The sequence below is a fragment of the Clostridium sp. YIM B02555 genome, assembly GCF_022320955.1.
Lineage (GTDB): Bacteria > Bacillota > Clostridia > Clostridiales > Clostridiaceae > Clostridium > Clostridium saccharoperbutylacetonicum.
Genome location: NZ_JAKJJY010000001.1, coordinates 726,350 through 746,819, shown reverse-complemented (window position 1 = coordinate 746,819; position 20,470 = coordinate 726,350). Strand labels below are relative to the sequence as shown.

Below are 20,470 nucleotides of genomic sequence, written 5' to 3'. Positions count from 1 at the left end.
AAAATTTCCCCTTTTCGTTATGTTAGTTTTTTTTATTTATTAAAAGTTTATTTTTAGGATCTTTACTTAATTTTTCTCTATAATGAGGTTCTCCCCAAAGACCTTCAAAATCAATCTTATCCCAAAAACGCGTATTATAGTCCACAAAAATTGTATTTGTATCCCCGTGACTTTCTGCTAAATCTCTAAGATACGTATTATTTTTAAAGGCTGGTATGGCATATAAATCACGAGCATACCCCCATATATTTTTAAAATCAACTATACGTCCACGTGTTGGTCCAAGCCTTCTATAATAAGCTATATCAAACCTTGCTAACGTTACAAAGAAACGTACATCACTATCTGTTACATAATCTCCAAATAGAAATCTATTACTCTCAAGACGCTTTTCAAGTTCATCCAAACCTTTATAAAAATTATCATAGGCTTCTGTATATGCTTCAATAGATTGAGCAAAAGCTGCTTTATAAACACCATTATTCACATTATGAAATAACCATTCATTAAATTTATCTATTTCTTCTCTTAAATCTTCTGGATATAAATCTGGTGCATCTTTTTTATGAAATGCTGCAAAATCCACTTCAAAATAATTAGTCAATCTATGATAGTCATTATTAACAACCTTTTTTGTTTTAATATCTACTAGTGCTGGCACTGTTGAACGTCCTTTATACTCAGGGTCACCATTTTCATACAATTCACTTAGAAATTGAACCCCTAAAATTGGATCAGTATTATTTTCGTCATATACAAATTCCCAACCTAAATCGACTTCTCGTTTATCCCTTCCTACCAAGTTAACACTTATGGCATCTATACCTAACAATTCCCTTACTATTGCAGCCCTATTTGACCAATTACATCCTTTTGCCCAAATCAAACGATATCTATCAGCTTCAACTGGATTTTGATTTTCTCCATCACCGAAAGCTCTATCAAAATGATTCTTTTGTCTTACAAAAGCACCTCTTTCGTCAATTTCATTTTCTGTTTCCTTAGGACGAGGTCTTACTATATTTTTATCTGACATAATTTCAACTCCAATTTCTATTTAAAAATTTTAAATATAACTATCTATTTTATAAATTTTTCTCTGTCATGTGGTGTATTCCATATAGATACATCAGGTCCCTTTGGCAAAATCTGATAAGGGTTTTCTGCATGATTTCCTAAATTATACCCCCTTTTTATTGCATCAAAATTTGTAGTGTCTCCAAATCCAGGTGTTTGATATAAATCCCTAGCATAAGCCCATAAATTAGGAAAATCAATAATCCTATTTCTATTTACACGAAATACTGGATAATATGCAATGTCAAATCTAGCTAAGGTCACATATAATCTAATATCAGAATCAGTTATTTTATCTCCAAATAAGTAACGTTGTTTTGATAATCTTTCTTCTAAATCATCCAATCTTGCAAAAAGTGTATCATATGCTTTTTCATAAGCTTCTTGTGATTGTGAAAATCCTGCTTTATACACTCCATTATTTACTTCATGGAAAATAATATCATTAAGTTTATCAATTTCATCTCTTAACTCTACTGGATATAAATCTGGAGCATCTTTCTTATGAAATGGCTTCCATGCTGTTTCCCAATAGTTTGTCAATTTAAAATAGTCATTATTAACAACTTTTCCTGTCTTCACATCAACCACTGTTGGTACAGTAGCTCGTCCATCGTATTCAGGATCTGTTTTTTCATAAATTTCTGGTAAATAACGAATTCCAAGTACTGGATCTACTCCACCTTCATCTAAAGAGAATTCCCAGCCTTTCTCTGTTCTAACAGGGTTAGCTTCTCCTATGCTAATCACATCTGTCAATCCTAACAAGTTAAGTGCAATCACTTGACGATGTGCCCATGGACAAATTCCTGCCCATAATAATCTATATCTATTTGCTTCTATAGGAAGCTCATTTTCTCCATCCCCAAAAGGTGTTGTAAAACGATTTTTTTGTCTTATAAATGCTCCATCTTTACTGATTTCATGTGCTGATTCTGAAGTCGCTATTTTAGATTCTCTATTTTCTTCACTATTTAAAACTGTTTGTTCACTTTTACTCATATTAATAACCTTCCTTTTTTAAAGTTTATATATTTCTATTTTTCTTATCGACTTAATAGGTTTTAAGATATGCCTTGGCTATGAAATTAAACTAAATAATTATTTATCTGCCCATACTTCTTCTGAAATCTCTTTTATCAATTTAAGCTTCGCCCATTGCTCTTCTTCTGTTAGTATATTTCCTTCTTCTGTTGAAGCAAATCCACATTGAGGACTTAGATAAAGCCTGTCCAAATCTACATATTTAGCTGCTTCATGAATTTTTTTAATAATTTCTGATTTATTCTCTAATTCTGGTGTCTTAGATGTAATTAACCCTAAAACTACTTTCTTATTTTTACTTACATATCTTAATGGTTCAAAGCCTCCAGCTCTATCTGAATCAAATTCTAAATAATATGCATCTACATTTTCTCTTCCAAATAATACTTCTGCTACTGGTTCATAACCGCCATAAGTTGCCCAAGCCGATCTATAATTTCCGCGGCATACATGTGTAGTTATTACTAAATCTTCGGGTTTGTCAGCTAAAACAAGATTATTTACTCTAACTTTCTCTTCTTTTCTTTCTTCATCATGACTTCTGTCTTGATCAAAGGAATTAGATCGTCCTTCAAAAAATTGTCCCCAAGAACAATCATCGAGTTGTACGTTCCTGCATCCTGCATTATACAAATCTTTAATCACTGTTTTATAAGCTTTTACTATATCTTGAATTAATTCTTCTTTTTCTGGATAAAATTCCTTTGTATTTTCTAGATTACCTGCTGATACCAACTGCAATAAAAATTGAGTTGGTGATGGAATTGTTTGACGTACTACAATATCTTTATCTACAATGCTTTTTACAAATTTGAAATGTTCTATAAATGGATGATTTTCTCCGCTAATTTTGCCATTTAAAGCAGCAGATTCTCCTCTTAACTTTTCCCCTTTAAACACATTCTTTTCATCAGTTGTTATTTTTTCCACTCCTTGCAAACCCCAATAAAAATCAAGGTTCCACCAGCTTCTCCTAAATTCTCCATCCGTTGCTACCTTTAGCCCAATACTTTTCTGTTTCTCAACCAATTCTTTTATTTTTTCATCTTCAACTGCTTTTAATTCTTCTTCTGTAATTTCTTCTCTAGAGAATTTCTCTCTAGCTTCTTTTAATTCAGCTGGTCTTAAAAAACTTCCTACTATATCAAATCTAAATGGTACTTTATTTGTTTCACTCATTTTATTTTCGCCCCTATTCTTACTTAAAAATTAATTATTATTTGAGAGTTTATTTATTATTGTTTAGAATATTTTCTCTGTATTTACACATTCAAAAACACCATTTACTTCTCTTGTAGACCAATCTACTTTATATCCTAACTTTTCATAAAAGCCTATAGCCTCTATTCGACTTGAAATTATTATCCTATTTCCACCTTGTTCCTTAATCCAAGCTTCTGCTTCTAGTATAACTTGTTTTCCTACGCCTGTTTTTCTGTAATCTTCAAGAACACATACTCGTTCAATTTTTCCTGTTTTTTCATCTATCCAGTTTAATCTACAAGTTCCTACTGGATATCTACCATTAAAAGCAACTATGTACTTTGTATTTTCTGTATCATGCTCATCAATTTCTTGATCAAGTCTTATTCCAAACCCCTTAACCATAGCTTCTATCCGCACATTATAAGCGGCCGCCCTTTGCCAGTTCTCTGTAGTCCTAATTAATTCCATGAATTTTCCTCCCCAAATTTTTCTTAATTTTCCTTTACTTTAATTAATCTGTCCATAAAGTTTATAAAAAAAGGAGACAAAACTATCCCCTAAAAATTTCAGAAGATAATTTTGGTCTCCAGTTTACTGGTCAACCTATTAAAGCAAGTATTCCGACTTGTTTTGTATGAATTATATTGTTTTAATATTAAAGCATTAAAATAAATTTGTCAATACACAAATGCGTAAATATTAAAAGTTTTCTATTAATTTTATTTACTCTTGTGAAATCATTAATGAAACTGTTAATTCTCCAATATTACATAATTCATTTATAGTAGTATATTCCTCACAGGAATGGCAGCTATTCATAGCATTTGCTATTACTAGACCAGTGAGGCCTTGCTTATTTAATATATTATTATCACTTCCTCCAAAAGTTTCCACTAAATTTGTTGGAAGTTTTAATTCATTTGAAGCCTTTTCAAACCTTCTTATAACTTGATGATTACTAGGTGTTTCATATGCTTCACAATGAATTTCAACATGGAAATCTATTGTAGCTCCAATTTTTTCAGCTGAATCAATGAACTTTTGCTTTATATTTTCTGATACATCAATAGCTTTTTTGTGGGAATAACTTCGTATTTCTCCCTTAACCACACATTGATTAGGCACTATATTGGTTGCAATTCCACCCTCTATTATTCCTATATTCACAGTTGTTTTTTCATCTATTCGTCCTATCTTTATACTGTTGATGGAATTTGCAGCAGCTAAAATCGAGTGTATTCCATTTTCAGGAGCAAAACCAGCATGTGATGATTTCCCATTTATATTAATAGTAAATGATAAAATTGTTGGTGCTTTAAAGGCTGCTGATCCAACGGCTCCAGATAGATCAAGAATATATGCTTCCTTTGATTTTATTTTGGAAAAATCAAACTTCTTAACCCCTCTGCAATATACTTCTTCTGCAATTGTAAATAAAACTTCTATTGGTCTATGTGAAATATTTTTATCTTCTATAGTCTGTAAAGCCTCTAATATTGCAGCTATTCCTGAATAATCGTCAGCCCCCAATATAGTCTCCCCATTGCTTCTAATTGTACCATCTTTATCAACTATAGCTACTTTTCCAGTACAAGGTTCAACTGTATCCATATGTGCACAAAATAATAATGGTTCTAGTGAAATATCCCCTTCCTTAAAGCCATATATATTCCCACAATTTCCATTAAAAAACTTTCCCGAATCATCTTCAGATATATAAAACCCAAGTGAAATCAAGCGTTTTTTAATATGTTCCCCCATATTTTTTTCGGAATATGATGGGCTGTCTATCGATACTAGTTTAGTAAATTCTGAAATAATCCTCTCTTTATTGATTCGCATTAAAAAACCTCCTTATATTTACATGGAATTTACCATAAATATTGATATAATTTAATTATTTAAAATTTACACTATTTATTGGTATTATTGCATGTGTAAATATGTCTTTTCATATACTTGCCTATTGTTTCTTTAAGCATTTATTAGTATAAATGACATGTTACAAAATGACCATTTTCCACCTCTTTTGCAATTGGTGGAACTTCAGCACATATTGGTTTTGCATATGGACATCTAGTGTGAAATCTGCAGCCTGATGGAATATTAATAGGGCTTGGAATATCTCCTTCAATAACATCTCTAGTAGATTCTTTTGCCTTTATAGGGTCAGCTATTGGTATAGATGATAAAAGTCCTTTAGTATACGGATGAAGTGGCTTCTTATATAAATCATTACTTATTCCTATTTCAACAATACTTCCTAAATACATCACTCCTATTCTATCTGAAATATGCCTTACCATAGATAAATCATGTGCAACAAAAAGATAAGTTAATCCCATTTCCTTTTGCAGATCCTCAAGCATATTAACCACTTGGGCTTGTATTGATACATCTAATGCCGATATAGGTTCATCGCATAATACAAAGTCCGGATTTGTTGATACTGCCCTTGCAATTCCAATTCTTTGACATTGCCCTCCGCTAAATTCATGTGGAAATTTTTCCATATCATTTTTTTTCAAACCAACCATCTCAAGCAACTTTTCAATTTTCTCTGCTCTTTCTGCTTTACCTAAGCTTGTATGTAAAGCTATAGGTTCATCAATCAGTTCTTTAACATTCATGTAAGGATTAAGTGATGAATATGGATCTTGAAAGATAATCTGCATTTTTTTATAATATTCTCTCATTTGCTTTTTATTTAATTTTGCAATATTAGTTCCATCAAAAAATATATCTCCATCAGTCACATCATAAAGTCTTGTTATTGTTCTGCCTAATGTAGATTTTCCACATCCTGATTCTCCAACTAACCCAAAGGTTTCTCCTCTTTTAATGTCAAAGGAAACCCCATCTACAGCTTTTATTACAGTATTCTTAATAATTCCATTTTTAACTGGAAAGTATTTTTTTAAATCTTTTACTTTTATCAATATATCATTAGTCATATCTATTTTTTCTCCTTTCCAGCAAGTTAGGCAAAAAAACACCTACTCTTATGTGTTTCACTAAGATTCTTATATTCAGGCATTTTATTAAAGCACTCTGGCCTTGCAACACTGCATCTCTCTGCAAATGGACACCCTGCTGGGGGATTCAAAAGAGAAGGTGCTGATCCCTTTATTGGTTCAAGTCTAACTTTTTCATCACCTTGAACCTTTGGTATTGAATTTAACAATGCCTTTGTATAAGGATGTTTTGAAGAATAGAAAATTTCTTCAGTAGTTCCTTCTTCCATTATTAAACCTCCATACATAACCGCAATTCTATTACATAGACTTGCTACTACTCCTAAGTCATGGGTTATAAGTATTACTGACATATTATTCTTATCTTTAAGGGACTTTAAAAGTGCTAATATCTGAGCTTGAATGGTAACATCAAGAGCTGTTGTAGGCTCATCCGCAATTAACAGTTTAGGATTACATGCAAGTGCCATTGCTATTAATACTCTTTGCCTCATACCTCCACTGAATTCATGAGGATACTGCTCAATTCTTTTTTCAGGCATTGGTATTCCTACATCATTTAAAACTTCAATTGCCATTTTTTTAGCTTCCCTTTTCTTAACACCTTTATGTCTGACTAAAACCTCTATAATATGATCTCCTATTTTCTTTAAAGGATTTAATGCTGTCATAGGATCCTGAAATATCATTGCTATTTCTTTTCCCTTAATTTTTCTCATTTCTTTTAAGGATAAATTTAATATATTATTATCCTCAAATAAAACTTCACCAGAATCTATTTTAGCATTTTGAGGTAATATTCCCATTATAGATTTCATAAGAACACTTTTTCCACTTCCTGATTCCCCAACAACACCTAAAATCTCTCCTGATTTCACTTCAATATTTACCCCCCTTACAGCTTCTATTTTATTATTTTTACTGTAAAAGTTGGTTTTTAAATCTTCTACTTTAAGAAGCACTTCATTACTCATAATCCTATCTTTCACCTCCAGCTGTCTTAGGTTCTACAATTACTCTTAGTGTATTTCCAAGTTTATTAAAAGAATATATTGTAAGAATGATCAATACTCCAGGTAATATTGCCATATAAGCAGCACTTTGTAAATTAGCCTGTGCATTTTGAAGTAAGTTTCCCCATGAAGACATTGGCTGCTGAATTCCAAGTCCCAAAAAACTTAATGAAGATTCTGTCATTATAGCGTCAGCTATACTTGTTGTTGAAGCTATTATAATAGTTGGAAATACACTTGGAATAATGTGCTTAAATATTATCTTTTTTGAAGATTGTCCAATAGAGATCGCATATAATACATATTCCCTTTCTTTTATTGAAAGTGTTTCTGCACGCACAAGTCTTGCAATCTCCATCCAGGTAAATAAACCTATTACTATAATTATAGCTTGTAATCCTGGCTTTAAAAATATACTGATTACAGTTACGAGTATCAACCAAGGAATAGATGATATTATATCAACAAAGCGCATTAAAATATTATCTGTTTTTCCTCCAAAATATCCACTTATTGTACCAACCAAGACTCCTATTGAAGTAGATATTATCATTGCAAGAACTCCAACTATAAGTGATACTCTGCCCCCATATATAGTTCTAGTTAAATAGTCTCGTCCAAGTTCATCTGTACCAAATAGATGACTTAAACTTGGAGATTGCAGCATATTAGCTGTATCTGTTGCATCAGGGTTTATAGGTATTAAAAATACAAACACTGAAATAAATACTATAAAAATCAGAAAAATTATTGAAAAAATAGCACTCTTACTATTTTGAAGTTCATTTATAAAATTCTTTATTCGTCTATTTTCCATATAATTTATCTCACACCCCTTATTCTTGGATCAACCAAGCTATATAGTATATCCGATAATAAATTTCCTAGTATAACTAATGTTGATGATAGCACTAAAATTGCCATAACAACAGGATAATCCATTCCCTTAATAGCTGTTATGAAATATGGACCAACACCAGGCCATCCAAAAATAGTTTCAGTTATCATTCCTCCTGTTACAAGCATCGGTAATGCAATTCCTATCTTTGTGATTATAGGAAGTAATACATTTTTACATACATGCTTAAATAGTATTTCATGAGTACTTCCGCCAAAGGCATTTTGAACTGTTACATAATTTTGAGATATCTGGCCAATGGTTGAGGATCTTACATACCTTGTGAGTTGTGGCAAAAAGGCCATAGTTAAAACAACACAAGGCATTATAAAATGAACTAGAAAATCTGAAAAAGATTGCTGTCCACCAATAGTATTCATCCCCAATATAGGAAATATTGAAAGCTTATATCCGAAAATAAATATAATTATCATAGCAAACCAAAAAGTTGGTATTGCTATACCTATTGAACAGAAACCATCAATTATTTTATCAATAAATTTATTTTTATTTGCTCCAGCTAATAAACCAAGAATTATTGAAATCACAACTGCTAATAAATATGAAGGTAAAACCAATTTTATGGTAGCTGGTATTCTTGCAGCTAAATCATTAGCTATACTCTCATGTGTAACTATTGAATATCCAAATTGTCCATTTAATATTCCTTTAAGCCATAAAAAATATTGAACATAAGCTGGTTTATCAAATCCATATTTTGCTTTTATTAGATTTACAGTTTCCTCTGGCATATTAGGTGTAGCCATAGCATCAATTGCATTATATGGAGCTAACTTAATAAATGTAAAACATATTATTGATATTATTAGAAGCAATGGGATAGCCTGTAGAATTCTCTTTAATATATATCTAGACATTAAATCTTCACTTCCTTGATTAATAAATTACAAATGGGGAATAATTATTTGTTATTCCCCAAATTCTCAACTTATAATATTTTTTATTTATAGTACAACTTTGACATATCTTCAAAAGTATATACTGGAACTAAAGCAGCATCTTTTACTCCATCTATATTAGAACTCATAACAAGTATTCTCTTATTTTCAAGAATTGGATAGAAATATCCATCATTTTGAATTTGCTTTTGAACCTGATTATATATTTCTTTTCTCTTTGCATCATCTTTTTCTACTCTTCCAGCATTGAATAAATCAAGAAGTTTATTATCATCAAAGTGGCTGTAGTTATGTGACCCTGGAATGAACAATGAATTAAAAGTATCTGGATCTATTCCCATGATGTATCCACCAAGGAACATATCGTAATCACTACTTGGATCTTTCATTTTTTGTGTTATAGCTGCAGATTCTCCACCTGAAAGTTCAACATCAATTCCTACTGCTTTGAGGTTTTGTTGAATTATAGCTGCATCCTTTTGATAAGGCACATTATTTCCTACATACCCAAGTTTAAGCTTAAGTCCAGATACTCCTGCTTTTGCTAAAAGCTCTTTTGCTTTATCTTGATTATAATCATATTTTTCAACATCAGTTGTATGATATTTGCTTTCATTTGGAAGGAAAGTATAAGCTTCTTTAGCATATTCATCTGATCCATAAGCCGCATTAATCAAATCTTTTCTATTAAGTGCATAGAATATAGCTTTTCTTACATCTTCATTTTGAAGTTTAGGAGATTTAGAATTCATTACCATATAAGCTATTCTACCTTCATCATAAGTGTAAGTAGTTAATTTATCATCTTTTAAATCTTTTAAGTCACTAGATTGAACTACTAAAGAGTTTATTTCTCCCTTTTGAATAGACAATTTAGCTGTATTTGCATCTGGTATTATCTTAAATACAACATTTTGTATTTTTGGCGCACCTAAAAAGTAATCATCATTTTTAACGAATTTAACATATTGACCAGCTTTATATTCTTCTAATTTATAAGGTCCAGTTCCTACTGGCTTTGCATTCTTTTCACTATTTTCAAAATTAGTTTCTCCATCGTAAATATGCTTAGGCATTATGAAAATGTCTCCTAAAAGTTCCATTGCCGGAGCACTTACTTCTGGAAGTATAAAATTAACAGTATAATCATCAACCTTTTCAACTTTAACTGGTTTTCCGTTAAATATTAATTGACTATATGCCCATCCAGCATTCTTTTCGTTTAACATTTGATTATATGTAAATACTACATCATCAGCTGTGAATTTAGTACCATCGCTCCACTTAACATCTTTTCGGAGCTTTGCAGTATAAGTCAATTTATCTTCAGATGGTGTCATGCTTTCTGCAAGAAAATACTCCACTTTATCTGCATTATACATATATAGCGGTGAATATAATGCTTTTATTTCCATTAATCCGTAACGATCACTCGTTGTTATTACATTCACAGAATTCCCTGGATCTCCATCAATACCATATGTAAAAGTATCTGGTTTTGAAGCACTTGCCTCTGTTTTAGCGTTATTGCCTGAACTACCGCATCCAGTTAATAAAGCTACTGATGTAATTCCTGCGATTAAAATTTTTGATAATTTTCCTATTTTCATTTGTGTTCCCCCTTAATTATGCATATATTACAACTGTTTATAAATATATAGCATCGTTTGTTCTCATGTTTTTCATATTTATCCTATAACATTACTCGGTTTGTAATCAGATTATATCACTCAGAATTATTTTGTCAATATATCAAGTATTTTTTTCTACTATACTTTTATTAAGAAAACTGTTGACAAAAATACTTAATTGGAATACTTTATTTATAATACCAGTAAGCATATCATACTACTATGAATTAGATTATAATAGTTATTTTAAATATAAAAATTTAAGGGGGAAATTTAAATGTCATTAACAATACAACAAGCTGAATTAGATAAAAAAGGCGGCTTTAAAAGGCAATCTAACAAATTTGATACACCTTTCGGAGATGGTCCTAATGAATTGCCTGTCGAAGCTGGAAGATATAGAATATTGTGGTCACCAGTGTGCCCTTGGGCTCATAGATCTATCATTGTAAGAAAATTACTTGGCTTAGAAAATGTTATTAGCGTTGGAACCGCAGATCCTATTAGACCTGATGTTCCTAGAACTGATTGGGCTTTTACTTTAGACAAGGATAATATAGATCCTGTGCTACAAATTAAATATATTAGCGAGGTTTACTTTAATGCAGATCCAAATTATGAAGGCAGACCTACAGTACCAGCTGTTGTAGATATAACTACAAAAAAAGTTGTGTATAATGATTATTTTAAGTTGACTAACTACTTAGAGACAGCCTGGAAGAAATTTCATAAAGAAAATGCTCCTGATCTATATCCAGAAGAACTCAGAAATGATATTGACGAATTAAATGATATTATTTTTCATAGTGTGAATAACGGAGTATATAAAGCTGGATTTGCTCAATCACAAGACGCTTATGAAAAAGCTTATGATGAAGTATTTAATCTTTTGGATGAATTAGAAAAAAGGCTAGAAAATAGAAGGTTCCTTTTTGGCGATTATATAACTGATTCAGATGTAAGATTATATGTAACACTAGCTAGGTTTGATGCTGCTTATTATAATGGTTTTAGAGTAAACCGTAATAGATTAGTTGAATTCCCAAATTTGTGGGGATATGCAAGGGATTTATACCAGACTCCTGGTTTTGGAGATACCACAGATTTCTTAAGTATAAAAAAGCATTATCATTTATCAACAATTAAAGGAAATAAATATAAAATACTACCCAAAGGGCCAGATTTAAAGATTTGGAACACACACCATGATAGAGATATTTTAAGTAAAAATCCAACACAAAAATTCATAATCAAAAATAATATTTAACTAATTCAAATAATCTATTGACATTTATATAATACTTTGTTTATTATTAAATCATATAATTCATACAGGATTACTTTAATTTATATTTTAAAGCTGACTATAGAAACTAGAGGCTTGTTACAAAACGTAACAAGTCTCTAGTTTTTAGCATTAAACATAAAATTTTATACAAAAGGAGTTGTTCAATTCACAAAACATTTGTTACTTAATCGATAATCAAAAAATAATAGTTAATTATTAGGAGGCAGATTATTATGGGGAAAATTAATAAATCAATTACAGAATTAGTTGGAAGAACACCTTTATTGGAACTTGTAAATTATAATAGAGAAAATAATTTACAAGCAGAGATCATTGTAAAGCTTGAATATTATAATCCTAATCAAAGTGTAAAAGACAGAATCGCATTGTCAATGATTGAAGATGCTGAAAAGAGAGGATTATTAAAATCCGGCTATACTATTGTAGAAACAACCAGCGGTAATACAGGAATAGGAATAGCAGCTATTGCAGCTGCTAAAGGATATAAATTTAGAGTATACATTCAAGACAATGTAAGTGTTGAGAGATTTAAAGTTATACATGCTTTTGGCGGTGAAACAATTAAACTATCTGAAGTACCTGAAGTTGCTAACGTACTCCAAGAAACAGATGGCGATTTTGTTGCTGCAATAAAGGCACTTAAAGAACATGTATTATCAAAAGAAAAAGATATATTTTTTATTAACCAAATCGAGAATCCTGCTAATCCTGAAATTCATAAGTTAACAACTGGTCCTGAAATCTGGGAAGATACAAATGGTGAAGTAGATATTCTTGTTGCTACCGTTGGTACAGGCGGTACAGTATCAGGTACTGGAGCATATCTAAAAGTAAAAAATCCTAATTTAAAAGTAGTTGCTATTCAGCCTGGTCCTAATTCCTTACCAACTGAAGCAAATCCTGAACCATTAGAAATTACTGGTGTACATCCATTCTCAGGAATACCAAAGGAAAGAGTTCCTCTAACAATGGATTTAAATATTTATGATGAAAAGTTAGATGTAGAAACAATTGATGCATACCATACGGCTAGAGCTGTTGCAAAATCTGAAGGTATACTCATCGGCACATCTTCCGGCGCTGCAATTTACGGTGCAACACAAATTGCAAAGCGTCCTGAAAACAAAGGTAAAAGAATTGTTGCAATTGTACCTGATACAGGACTCCGCTATTTATCAACAGATTTATTTGAATAGGTTTTAATAAAAAATATTTAATCCAATATATATGAGCTTTTCTTCTTTAAAATTACTTCACTGATTTATCATTAAAATAAAACCCACGAAATCTAATTCTGACTTTCGTGGGTTTCATGATGTAGGTGAAGCACGAACTTTAAATTTCAGTAACTAAATATCAACCTCTCCTTATAAAGTTTGATTAATTATTCTCTCAACATTTTTATACATTATTCTATCTATTTCCGATGGCAAAAATCCACATAACTCCATTTTATTAATCAAAGCTGGCATCTTAGAGGCATCACTTACTTCCAATTCCCCATCCACCCCATCAAAATCTGATCCAATTCCTACACACTCAATTCCTCCTACATTAATAAAATGCCTAATATGTTTGATAATATCTTCAATTTTGCTTACTTTATTTTTCAGATTATAATTACTATTGTTTAAAAAATCAGGTCCAAAATTAATACCTGCTACACCACCTTTTTCTGCTAAAGCACGTATCATTTCATCAGTCAAATTTCTAGGATGATAAGTAATTTCCCTACAATTAGAATGTGAAGCTACAAATGGTTTCTTACTATACTTAACCACATCCCAAAAGCCTCCATCACTCAAGTGAGATACATCAACAATAATTCCAAGCTCATTCATTCTTTCTACTGCTTCAATTCCAAATGTTTTCAATCCTTTATTCATAATTAAATGCTTTGTTGAATTTGGAAATCCAAAACAATTCTCATAGTTCCATGTCAAAGATATCAGTCTAACTCCCAAATCATATAGTTGCTGCAAGTTTTTTAAATCATTATCTACTATTTTTCCATCCTCAATCGTTAAAAAAGCTGATATTATTTCATTATTTTTATTATCATTATAATCTGACGAACTTTTGCTAAACTTTATAATATTTTCATACTTTTTAATCTCACTAATAAACCCTTTATATAACCTGTCAAAATATTCTTTTTCACTTATTGCCGGAAGGTTTCTATGCTTATAAAAATCATCACTTACCATAAATATTGCAAAAAATTGTGCTAGTGAATTACTGGATTTTAACTTTAAAAAATCTACCTGTAAATCATTTTTATATAAATTGTTTTTTGGTGAGTTTACACAAAATTGCATTAATGTATCACAATGCATATCAATATACCCCATAAATCTCCTCCTGATCTTACTTCTTAAATTTTACCAATGTTATTAATACTAATTTAAATCACAATTATTTCCTTATTAAAATAATTCTTTTAATTCTAATCCCTATAGAAAACAGCTTCAGTTCCAAACTTAATTGGATATCTGAAGCATATATCTCAATTAATTATTTTCTTAATTGTACCTTAATTAACATTTGCTGTTCTCCACATCACTATATCATCAGTATTTTTATCAACGGTCACATTTGATTTTAGTAGAAATGCACTACCTTTTTGATAAATTGGAAATATAGCTGCTTCGTCCATAATAATTTGCTCTGCTTTTATATATGCATTTAATCTTTCTTGTGGATTTGAAAGCAATTCATTGGAAGCAGATTTAACCAACTTATCATAATCGCTATTATTCCATTTTCCATAATTATATGTTGAAGCTATTTTAAACAAATCAAAATAAGTAGATGGATCATCATAATCTGCTCCCCATCTAGAAATTGCCAATTGAAAATCACCAGACTTTTGAATTTCCATACGATTTTTCTTTGGTTGTGATTTCAACGTAATTGTAACACCTGGTAAATTTGTTTGGATTTCAGACTGAAAAAATTGTGCTATTTCACTTGTATTAGAATCATCATCATGTAATAATTCAATGTTAAATTTATCTTTCCCTAACTCTTGTTTTGCCTTATTAAAATATTCCAAAGCTAACGATTTATTTGCCTCTAAGAATGTTTTATTTGCAGCATCTCTGTAAGTTTTTCCTTCTATACCTGATGAAAGCATATTTACAATAAAAAAGTTAGCTGGTATTGATCCGTCTTTTAAAATATTATCTGTTATATGTGTTTTATTATAAGATAATGCAAGTGCTAGTCTTAAATTCTTATTTGCGAGATCTGAATTGATAATATTAGGCTGAAAATAATATAAAAATTTAGCAAGAGATGTTTTTAATTCATTACTGTTTTTATATTGGGCAACAAGATCACCACTGATTCCTACATAGTCAAGCGAGCCTGACTGGTATGCAATAAGACCTGATTGAGAATCTTTTACTGTTTTAAATGTAAGTTTATCTATTTTCACATTTGCTGCATCCCAGTAATTTTTGTTCTTTGATAATGTTACAGATGAACCACCAACCGTCCAATCTGTTACTATAAATGGTCCATTAGATAATACATTATCTTTTGATAAACCATATTTATCCCCAAGTTTTTCTGAAAATTCTTTCTTAATTGGAGCAAAGTAAGTTCCTGCTAATACAGAACTAAGGTATGGTACTACATGATCAAGTTGAACAACCAAAGTTTTTTCATCTGTTGCTTTAACACCTAAAATTTCAACATCTGCAGATTTTGCTAATATAGCATCAGCATTTTTAATTCCAGCAACACTTGCCATATAGCTATATTCGGCACCTGCTTTTGGATCTGCAAGACGCTTCCATGCATATTCAAAATCATATGCTGTTACATTAGATCCATCCGACCATTTAGTATTTTTAATTGTAAAAGTATATGTTAGTTTATCATCGCTTACTCTAACAGAATCAGCAGCAGCAAGTTCAAATCCTGAATGAGTACTTCTATAAAGACCTTCTGTTACATTAGAAATAACAGTCATGTCTTCGCCTGCTATTGCTAATGAAGAATCTAAGGTAGACAAATCTGCAGTATTTGCAACCGTAATAGATTTTTCTGTTCCTCCTTTAGTAGTATATCCACAGCCTTGCAATAATCCTATCATAATTGCTAATACCATTGATAATATTAAAATTTTTCTCTTCATAAATATAATCTCCTTCTTGAATGATTATTGTTTGTTAATTAACCCGTAATTCATTTTGTATACGTTCTGATAATTTAGGATATACTTCTATATTTGGTGCTTTTTCATGAAATAACCATGAAGCTACTGAGTGTGTATTAGTAATTTTAAACATTGGCGATTCATATTTATAATCAATATTTAATGCATAAGGATTTCTAGGTGCAAATGCATCACCTTTTATTTCTTCTAATAAATTTGGTGGTGAACCTGGTATTGAATAAAGCTCATGGTCATTGTAACCTATATCAGGAACTGATGATAACAAACCTCTAGTATATGGATGCAATGGATTGTAAAAGATATCATCAACAGAACCCTTTTCAACAATTTTTCCTGCATACATTACTACAACATCATCTGCTACCTTTGCTACCACACCTAGATCATGTGTTATATAAATAACACCTATGTTTCTTTGCTTTTGTATATTTTGAATTAATTCAAGAATTTTTGCTTGTATTGTAACATCTAGTGCAGTTGTAGGTTCATCACAAATTAGCACATCCGGATTACATGCAAGCGCAATTGCAATTACTACCCTTTGGCGCATACCACCTGAAAGCTGATGTGGATAATTTCTCATTCGTTTTTCAGCTTCTGTTATTCCAACTTCTTCTAACAATTTAAGTGCTTTTTCAAACGCTTCTTTCTTTGTAAGTTTTTGATGTTTTAGCATCCCCTCCATTACTTGTTTTCCTATCTGTATAGTAGGATTAAGGGTACCCATAGGATCTTGAAATACCATAGCTATTTTCTTACCACATATTTGCGATACTATCTGTTTCTTTGATAATGTTAGCAGGTCAATAATCTCTTTATTTTTCCCATTATTATTTCGAAATAAAATTTTACCACTTTCTACAACTTCATTTGAAGCAAGTATTCCCATTATCGCTCTCACAGTAACAGTCTTTCCGCTTCCACTTTCACCTACAATTGCAAGAGTTTTTCCTGCTTCTAAAAAAAAACTTACGCCTCTGATTACATTTAATTTTCCTTCAGGGATTTTAAATGATATATTTAAATCTTTTACCTCTAATATTAAGGATTCCATTGCCATACTAAACTCCTTTTCATTATTATAAATACATTTTAGTATTAATAAATTTACTCACCTATCCATTTTCTTAATTCCTCATCTGTGGCTAATACATAATGCTGACCTTCCACATGCCTCTTAATACCTCTTGTATAATCAATGTTGTTTTTTTTGTAATCATACTCTAGTATTTTTCTTGTCTTTTCTACCTTAGGATTTGGGTGAGGAATAGCAGACAATAGGGATTTTGTATATGGATGAATTGGTTTTTCAAAAATTTCCCTAGTAGTTCCTGTCTCCACAAGATGTCCTAAATGCAGGACTCCTACTCTATCAGAAATGTATTTTACCATAGCTAGATCATGTGCTATAAATAAATAAGTGGTTCCTAAATCTTTTTGTAAATTTTTAAGTAAATTAACAATTTGTGCTTGAATAGAAACATCTAAAGCACTTATAGATTCGTCAGCAATAATTAGCTGAGGATTCATGATTATAGCTCGAGCAATTCCAATTCTTTGTCTCTGTCCTCCTGAAAATTCATGGGGATATCTATCTGCATGCTCTCTGTCTAATCCAACTTTTTCAAGTATTGAATAAACTTTTTCATTTCTTTCTTCTTTGGATTTATATTTATGGTGAATATCAAGTCCCTGAGCAACAATATTTTTTACTTTTAATCTGGGATTAAGACTTGCCATAGGATCTTGAAAAATCATTTGAATATTATTGGATATATACTTCCGTTCCTGTTTATTTAGTTTTCCGCTTATTTTTTTTCCTTCAAAGTAAACTTCTCCTTCAGTAGGGTCATATATTCTTATAATAGAACGCCCAATTGTAGTTTTTCCACTTCCTGATTCTCCAACCAATCCATATGTTTCTCCCTTAAATATATCAAAAGATACCCCTTCTACAGCTTTAATTTTTTGCTTTCTATTAATTTTAAAATATTGTTTTAGGTTTTTTACTGATAGCATCACATTTTCTTCCAATATCATCACCTCATATATTTTTCATATTAGGGTCCAACGCATCTCTTAATCCATCTGCAACCAAATTAAAACTAATCATCAAAATAGCAAATACAATTACAGGTATAATAACCATATGAGGATATATCATCATAGATTTATATCCATTACTGATTAGTGAACCTAAAGAAGCCATAGGTTCAGGAATACCTAATCCTAAAAAAGAAAGAAATGATTCCAAAAATATTGCACTTGGAATTGACATCATCGCCATTACAATTACTGAACTAATTGTGTTTGGTAATATTTCATGAAAAATAATATAAAAATCAGATGCCCCCAATTGTTTTGCAGCCAATACATACTCTTGTTCTTTTAACTTTAATACTTGTGCTCTAACTAACCTGCTCATATTTATCCAATTAGTAATCATCAAGGCTAAAATAACCGTTAGTAAGCCAGGTTTTATGACTATCATAATCAATGTTACTACTACTAAATTGGGCATCCCATAAATTATTTCGATAATTCTCTGCATTATAACATCCACAGTGCCACCAAAATACCCAGAAATTACTCCATAGGTAACACCAAATATCATATCAATTAATACTGCAACTCCTGCAACATAAAGTGAAATTCGTGTACCTACAAATACCCTTGTCCATAAATCACGACCAAGAATATCAGTTCCAAAAAAGAAATATTCATTTTTTAAGCTATCTACTCCATACAGATTAATTCCATTTAAAAATCCATTAAATATACCCAGTTTCTCTATCCCAGGAATTCTTGGTGTAAGATTTTGTCTTGTGGTATCTACAGCATCATAGCTATATTTACTTAGTATTGGCACTGAAATAGCTAATATTATAATTATTAATATCGATATAAGTCCAATGACAGCTCCTTTATTTTTTGAAAATTGATAATATATGTTTTTCCATTTTGTTTCATTTTTTTGCTTAAATATTGTGTTTGTTTTTATTAATTCTTCTTTTGCAGGCAAGAAATCATCTTCACAAAATTCATAGCTTACTATTTCAGAATAAATCATTCTACTTCTCCTTTTACAAATCTTATTCTAGGATCAATAACTCCATATAATAGATCAACTATTAACATAATGACTATATATAGTGCACTATATATAAATGCAATAGAAATAACAACATTATAATCATTAACTTGAATAGCCATTACGAACAAATTTCCAATCCCCGGAATAGAAAAAATACTTTCTATCACAGTACTACCTAACATTAAACCAACTATCATTGGTGCGATTACTGTTAGTATTGGGATCATTGCATTTCTAAGAGCATGTTTTAGTATAACTTCCCATTTTTCAATACCTTTTGATTCAGCAAGAGTAATATATTCTGCATTCATTACTTCAACCATCTCATTTCTTGAAAACCGTGCAATACTTGCTATTGGAAACATAGATAACGCAATACTAGGTAGAATGATTGAAGTAAAGCTTTCTGTTGAAGAATATAATACTGGAAAAGCTTTAAGTTTATATGCTATAAAATACATTAATAACAACCCAAAGACGTATGATGGAATGCTTGCGCCAAGCATAGATATAAATGATATAATCGGATCTAATATGGTACTATGGCAAACTGCTGCAACAACTCCCAACAATAACCCAACAATAATTCCTATTAATATGGAAACTAATCCCATTCTTACTGAAATAGATAATCTATTTACAAGCATATCCGAAATAGGCATATTTTTTTGAATCACATAGGAATCTCCAAAGTCTCCCTTTAAAATATTAAAAACATAATTCTCAAATTTAACTGTGATAGGTTTATCTAATCCATATTTTTCATTAAGCTGTTCAATTTGACTACTTGTAAGTTTTTCATCATTAAAAGGTGTACCAGGCATATATTGAAGAATTGCAAACAAAATAAATATTATTAATAGCAAAGTGAAAATAGCTATAGTAAGCCTTTTTGTTACATACTTTAACATTACTAATTACTACTCCTTTAATTACAATTATTTGATAAAACTAAACTATATTAATATAACCTTTTCTATTAGTTACTTATTACAACACATCTGATCATCCCCCTATAGTTCATTTATTAATTATGTTTTTAATCCATACTCTCATAAAAAAGAGGCTACACCCATATTGACTGGTGTAGCCTCTAGTTATCTAGTCAGCATTAGTA

The 20,470-nt window shown here is 30.7% G+C and carries 18 protein-coding genes; 2 read left to right on the top strand and 16 right to left on the bottom strand.

Features of this window, described 5'->3' with window-relative positions; translation table 11 throughout:
- Nucleotides 1-22: 22 nt before the first annotated feature.
- The 10 genes from L3B98_RS03355 to L3B98_RS03310 all read right to left on the bottom strand — a co-directional run bounded on the left by L3B98_RS03355 (nt 23) and on the right by L3B98_RS03310 (nt 10,743).
- Complete coding sequence (locus L3B98_RS03355; RefSeq protein ID WP_238915606.1) at nt 23-1,036, bottom strand: glutathione S-transferase C-terminal domain-containing protein; 1,014 nt, start codon at nt 1,034-1,036, stop codon at nt 23-25.
- A 44-nt stretch (nt 1,037-1,080) separates the two neighbouring features.
- Nucleotides 1,081-2,079 carry a glutathione S-transferase C-terminal domain-containing protein gene (locus tag L3B98_RS03350; RefSeq protein WP_238915605.1) on the bottom strand — a complete coding sequence of 333 codons (999 nt, stop codon included), beginning with the start codon at nt 2,077-2,079 and terminating at the stop codon, nt 1,081-1,083.
- 99 nt (nt 2,080-2,178) lie between these two features.
- Complete coding sequence (locus L3B98_RS03345; RefSeq protein ID WP_238915604.1) at nt 2,179-3,300, bottom strand: 5-methyltetrahydropteroyltriglutamate--homocysteine S-methyltransferase; 1,122 nt, start codon at nt 3,298-3,300, stop codon at nt 2,179-2,181.
- A 63-nt stretch (nt 3,301-3,363) separates the two neighbouring features.
- Complete coding sequence (locus L3B98_RS03340; RefSeq protein WP_238915603.1) at nt 3,364-3,795, bottom strand: GNAT family N-acetyltransferase; 432 nt, start codon at nt 3,793-3,795, stop codon at nt 3,364-3,366.
- A gap of 255 nt (nt 3,796-4,050) precedes the next feature.
- Nucleotides 4,051-5,169 carry a M20/M25/M40 family metallo-hydrolase gene (locus L3B98_RS03335; RefSeq protein ID WP_238915602.1) on the bottom strand — a complete coding sequence of 373 codons (1,119 nt, stop codon included), beginning with the start codon at nt 5,167-5,169 and terminating at the stop codon, nt 4,051-4,053.
- Between the two features lie 143 nt (nt 5,170-5,312).
- Nucleotides 5,313-6,281 (bottom strand): ABC transporter ATP-binding protein, encoded by a 969-nt coding sequence (locus L3B98_RS03330; protein ID WP_015391484.1) that lies wholly within the window; start codon nt 6,279-6,281, stop codon nt 5,313-5,315.
- A 26-nt stretch (nt 6,282-6,307) separates the two neighbouring features.
- A complete protein-coding gene (locus L3B98_RS03325) occupies nt 6,308-7,276 on the bottom strand; it encodes an ABC transporter ATP-binding protein (protein WP_238915601.1) in 969 nt (322 codons plus the stop codon).
- 4 nt (nt 7,277-7,280) lie between these two features.
- The gene (locus L3B98_RS03320; RefSeq protein WP_238915600.1) at nt 7,281-8,132 is read right to left on the bottom strand and encodes an ABC transporter permease; all 852 of its coding nucleotides are present in this window, start codon (nt 8,130-8,132) and stop codon (nt 7,281-7,283) included.
- Nucleotides 8,133-8,137: 5 nt separating this feature from the next.
- Nucleotides 8,138-9,091, bottom strand: a complete 954-nt coding sequence (locus tag L3B98_RS03315; protein WP_238915599.1) for an ABC transporter permease — start codon at nt 9,089-9,091, stop codon at nt 8,138-8,140.
- An 83-nt stretch (nt 9,092-9,174) separates the two neighbouring features.
- Nucleotides 9,175-10,743, bottom strand: a complete 1,569-nt coding sequence (locus tag L3B98_RS03310) for an ABC transporter substrate-binding protein (protein WP_238915598.1) — start codon at nt 10,741-10,743, stop codon at nt 9,175-9,177.
- A gap of 298 nt (nt 10,744-11,041) precedes the next feature.
- Here L3B98_RS03310 and L3B98_RS03305 point away from each other — a divergent pair, with 298 nt between their 5' ends.
- Together L3B98_RS03305 and L3B98_RS03300 are read left to right on the top strand one after the other, a co-directional pair.
- Nucleotides 11,042-12,031 carry a glutathione S-transferase C-terminal domain-containing protein gene (locus tag L3B98_RS03305; protein ID WP_238915597.1) on the top strand — a complete coding sequence of 330 codons (990 nt, stop codon included), beginning with the start codon at nt 11,042-11,044 and terminating at the stop codon, nt 12,029-12,031.
- A 254-nt stretch (nt 12,032-12,285) separates the two neighbouring features.
- On the top strand, nt 12,286-13,269 hold the full coding sequence (locus L3B98_RS03300; protein ID WP_238915596.1) for a pyridoxal-phosphate dependent enzyme: 984 nt from the start codon (nt 12,286-12,288) through the stop codon (nt 13,267-13,269).
- A gap of 171 nt (nt 13,270-13,440) precedes the next feature.
- On the opposite strand, the gene L3B98_RS03295 is transcribed toward L3B98_RS03300, so the two are convergent.
- The 6 genes from L3B98_RS03295 to L3B98_RS03270 all read right to left on the bottom strand — a co-directional run bounded on the left by L3B98_RS03295 (nt 13,441) and on the right by L3B98_RS03270 (nt 20,264).
- Entirely contained in the window at nt 13,441-14,424 is a 984-nt protein-coding gene (locus L3B98_RS03295; RefSeq protein WP_238915595.1) for a dipeptidase, read from the bottom strand.
- A 182-nt stretch (nt 14,425-14,606) separates the two neighbouring features.
- Nucleotides 14,607-16,217 carry a peptide ABC transporter substrate-binding protein gene (locus L3B98_RS03290; RefSeq protein ID WP_238915594.1) on the bottom strand — a complete coding sequence of 537 codons (1,611 nt, stop codon included), beginning with the start codon at nt 16,215-16,217 and terminating at the stop codon, nt 14,607-14,609.
- A 34-nt stretch (nt 16,218-16,251) separates the two neighbouring features.
- Complete coding sequence (locus L3B98_RS03285; RefSeq protein ID WP_238915646.1) at nt 16,252-17,313, bottom strand: ABC transporter ATP-binding protein; 1,062 nt, start codon at nt 17,311-17,313, stop codon at nt 16,252-16,254.
- A gap of 53 nt (nt 17,314-17,366) precedes the next feature.
- The gene (locus L3B98_RS03280; RefSeq protein ID WP_238915645.1) at nt 17,367-18,299 is read right to left on the bottom strand and encodes an ATP-binding cassette domain-containing protein; all 933 of its coding nucleotides are present in this window, start codon (nt 18,297-18,299) and stop codon (nt 17,367-17,369) included.
- A 4-nt stretch (nt 18,300-18,303) separates the two neighbouring features.
- Nucleotides 18,304-19,329 carry an ABC transporter permease gene (locus tag L3B98_RS03275; protein WP_238915593.1) on the bottom strand — a complete coding sequence of 342 codons (1,026 nt, stop codon included), beginning with the start codon at nt 19,327-19,329 and terminating at the stop codon, nt 18,304-18,306.
- Entirely contained in the window at nt 19,326-20,264 is a 939-nt protein-coding gene (locus tag L3B98_RS03270) for an ABC transporter permease (protein WP_238915592.1), read from the bottom strand. Before L3B98_RS03270 ends, L3B98_RS03275 begins: the two co-directional genes overlap by 4 nt.
- Nucleotides 20,265-20,470: the final 206 nt, after the last annotated feature.

Coding starts and splice junctions, on each gene's coding strand:
- L3B98_RS03345 (WP_238915604.1), bottom strand. CDS start 3,300: ATGAGTGAAACAAATAAAGTACCATTTAGATTTGATATAGTAGGAAGT.
- L3B98_RS03315 (WP_238915599.1), bottom strand. CDS start 9,091: ATGTCTAGATATATATTAAAGAGAATTCTACAGGCTATCCCATTGCTT.
- L3B98_RS03320 (WP_238915600.1), bottom strand. CDS start 8,132: ATGGAAAATAGACGAATAAAGAATTTTATAAATGAACTTCAAAATAGT.
- L3B98_RS03340 (WP_238915603.1), bottom strand. CDS start 3,795: ATGGAATTAATTAGGACTACAGAGAACTGGCAAAGGGCGGCCGCTTAT.
- L3B98_RS03300 (WP_238915596.1), top strand. CDS start 12,286: ATGGGGAAAATTAATAAATCAATTACAGAATTAGTTGGAAGAACACCT.
- L3B98_RS03295 (WP_238915595.1), bottom strand. CDS start 14,424: ATGGGGTATATTGATATGCATTGTGATACATTAATGCAATTTTGTGTA.
- L3B98_RS03280 (WP_238915645.1), bottom strand. CDS start 18,299: ATGATATTGGAAGAAAATGTGATGCTATCAGTAAAAAACCTAAAACAA.
- L3B98_RS03270 (WP_238915592.1), bottom strand. CDS start 20,264: ATGTTAAAGTATGTAACAAAAAGGCTTACTATAGCTATTTTCACTTTG.
- L3B98_RS03290 (WP_238915594.1), bottom strand. CDS start 16,217: ATGAAGAGAAAAATTTTAATATTATCAATGGTATTAGCAATTATGATA.
- L3B98_RS03355 (WP_238915606.1), bottom strand. CDS start 1,036: ATGTCAGATAAAAATATAGTAAGACCTCGTCCTAAGGAAACAGAAAAT.
- L3B98_RS03350 (WP_238915605.1), bottom strand. CDS start 2,079: ATGAGTAAAAGTGAACAAACAGTTTTAAATAGTGAAGAAAATAGAGAA.
- L3B98_RS03275 (WP_238915593.1), bottom strand. CDS start 19,329: ATGATTTATTCTGAAATAGTAAGCTATGAATTTTGTGAAGATGATTTC.
- L3B98_RS03335 (WP_238915602.1), bottom strand. CDS start 5,169: ATGCGAATCAATAAAGAGAGGATTATTTCAGAATTTACTAAACTAGTA.
- L3B98_RS03330 (WP_015391484.1), bottom strand. CDS start 6,281: ATGACTAATGATATATTGATAAAAGTAAAAGATTTAAAAAAATACTTT.
- L3B98_RS03325 (WP_238915601.1), bottom strand. CDS start 7,276: ATGAGTAATGAAGTGCTTCTTAAAGTAGAAGATTTAAAAACCAACTTT.
- L3B98_RS03305 (WP_238915597.1), top strand. CDS start 11,042: ATGTCATTAACAATACAACAAGCTGAATTAGATAAAAAAGGCGGCTTT.
- L3B98_RS03310 (WP_238915598.1), bottom strand. CDS start 10,743: ATGAAAATAGGAAAATTATCAAAAATTTTAATCGCAGGAATTACATCA.
- L3B98_RS03285 (WP_238915646.1), bottom strand. CDS start 17,313: ATGGAATCCTTAATATTAGAGGTAAAAGATTTAAATATATCATTTAAA.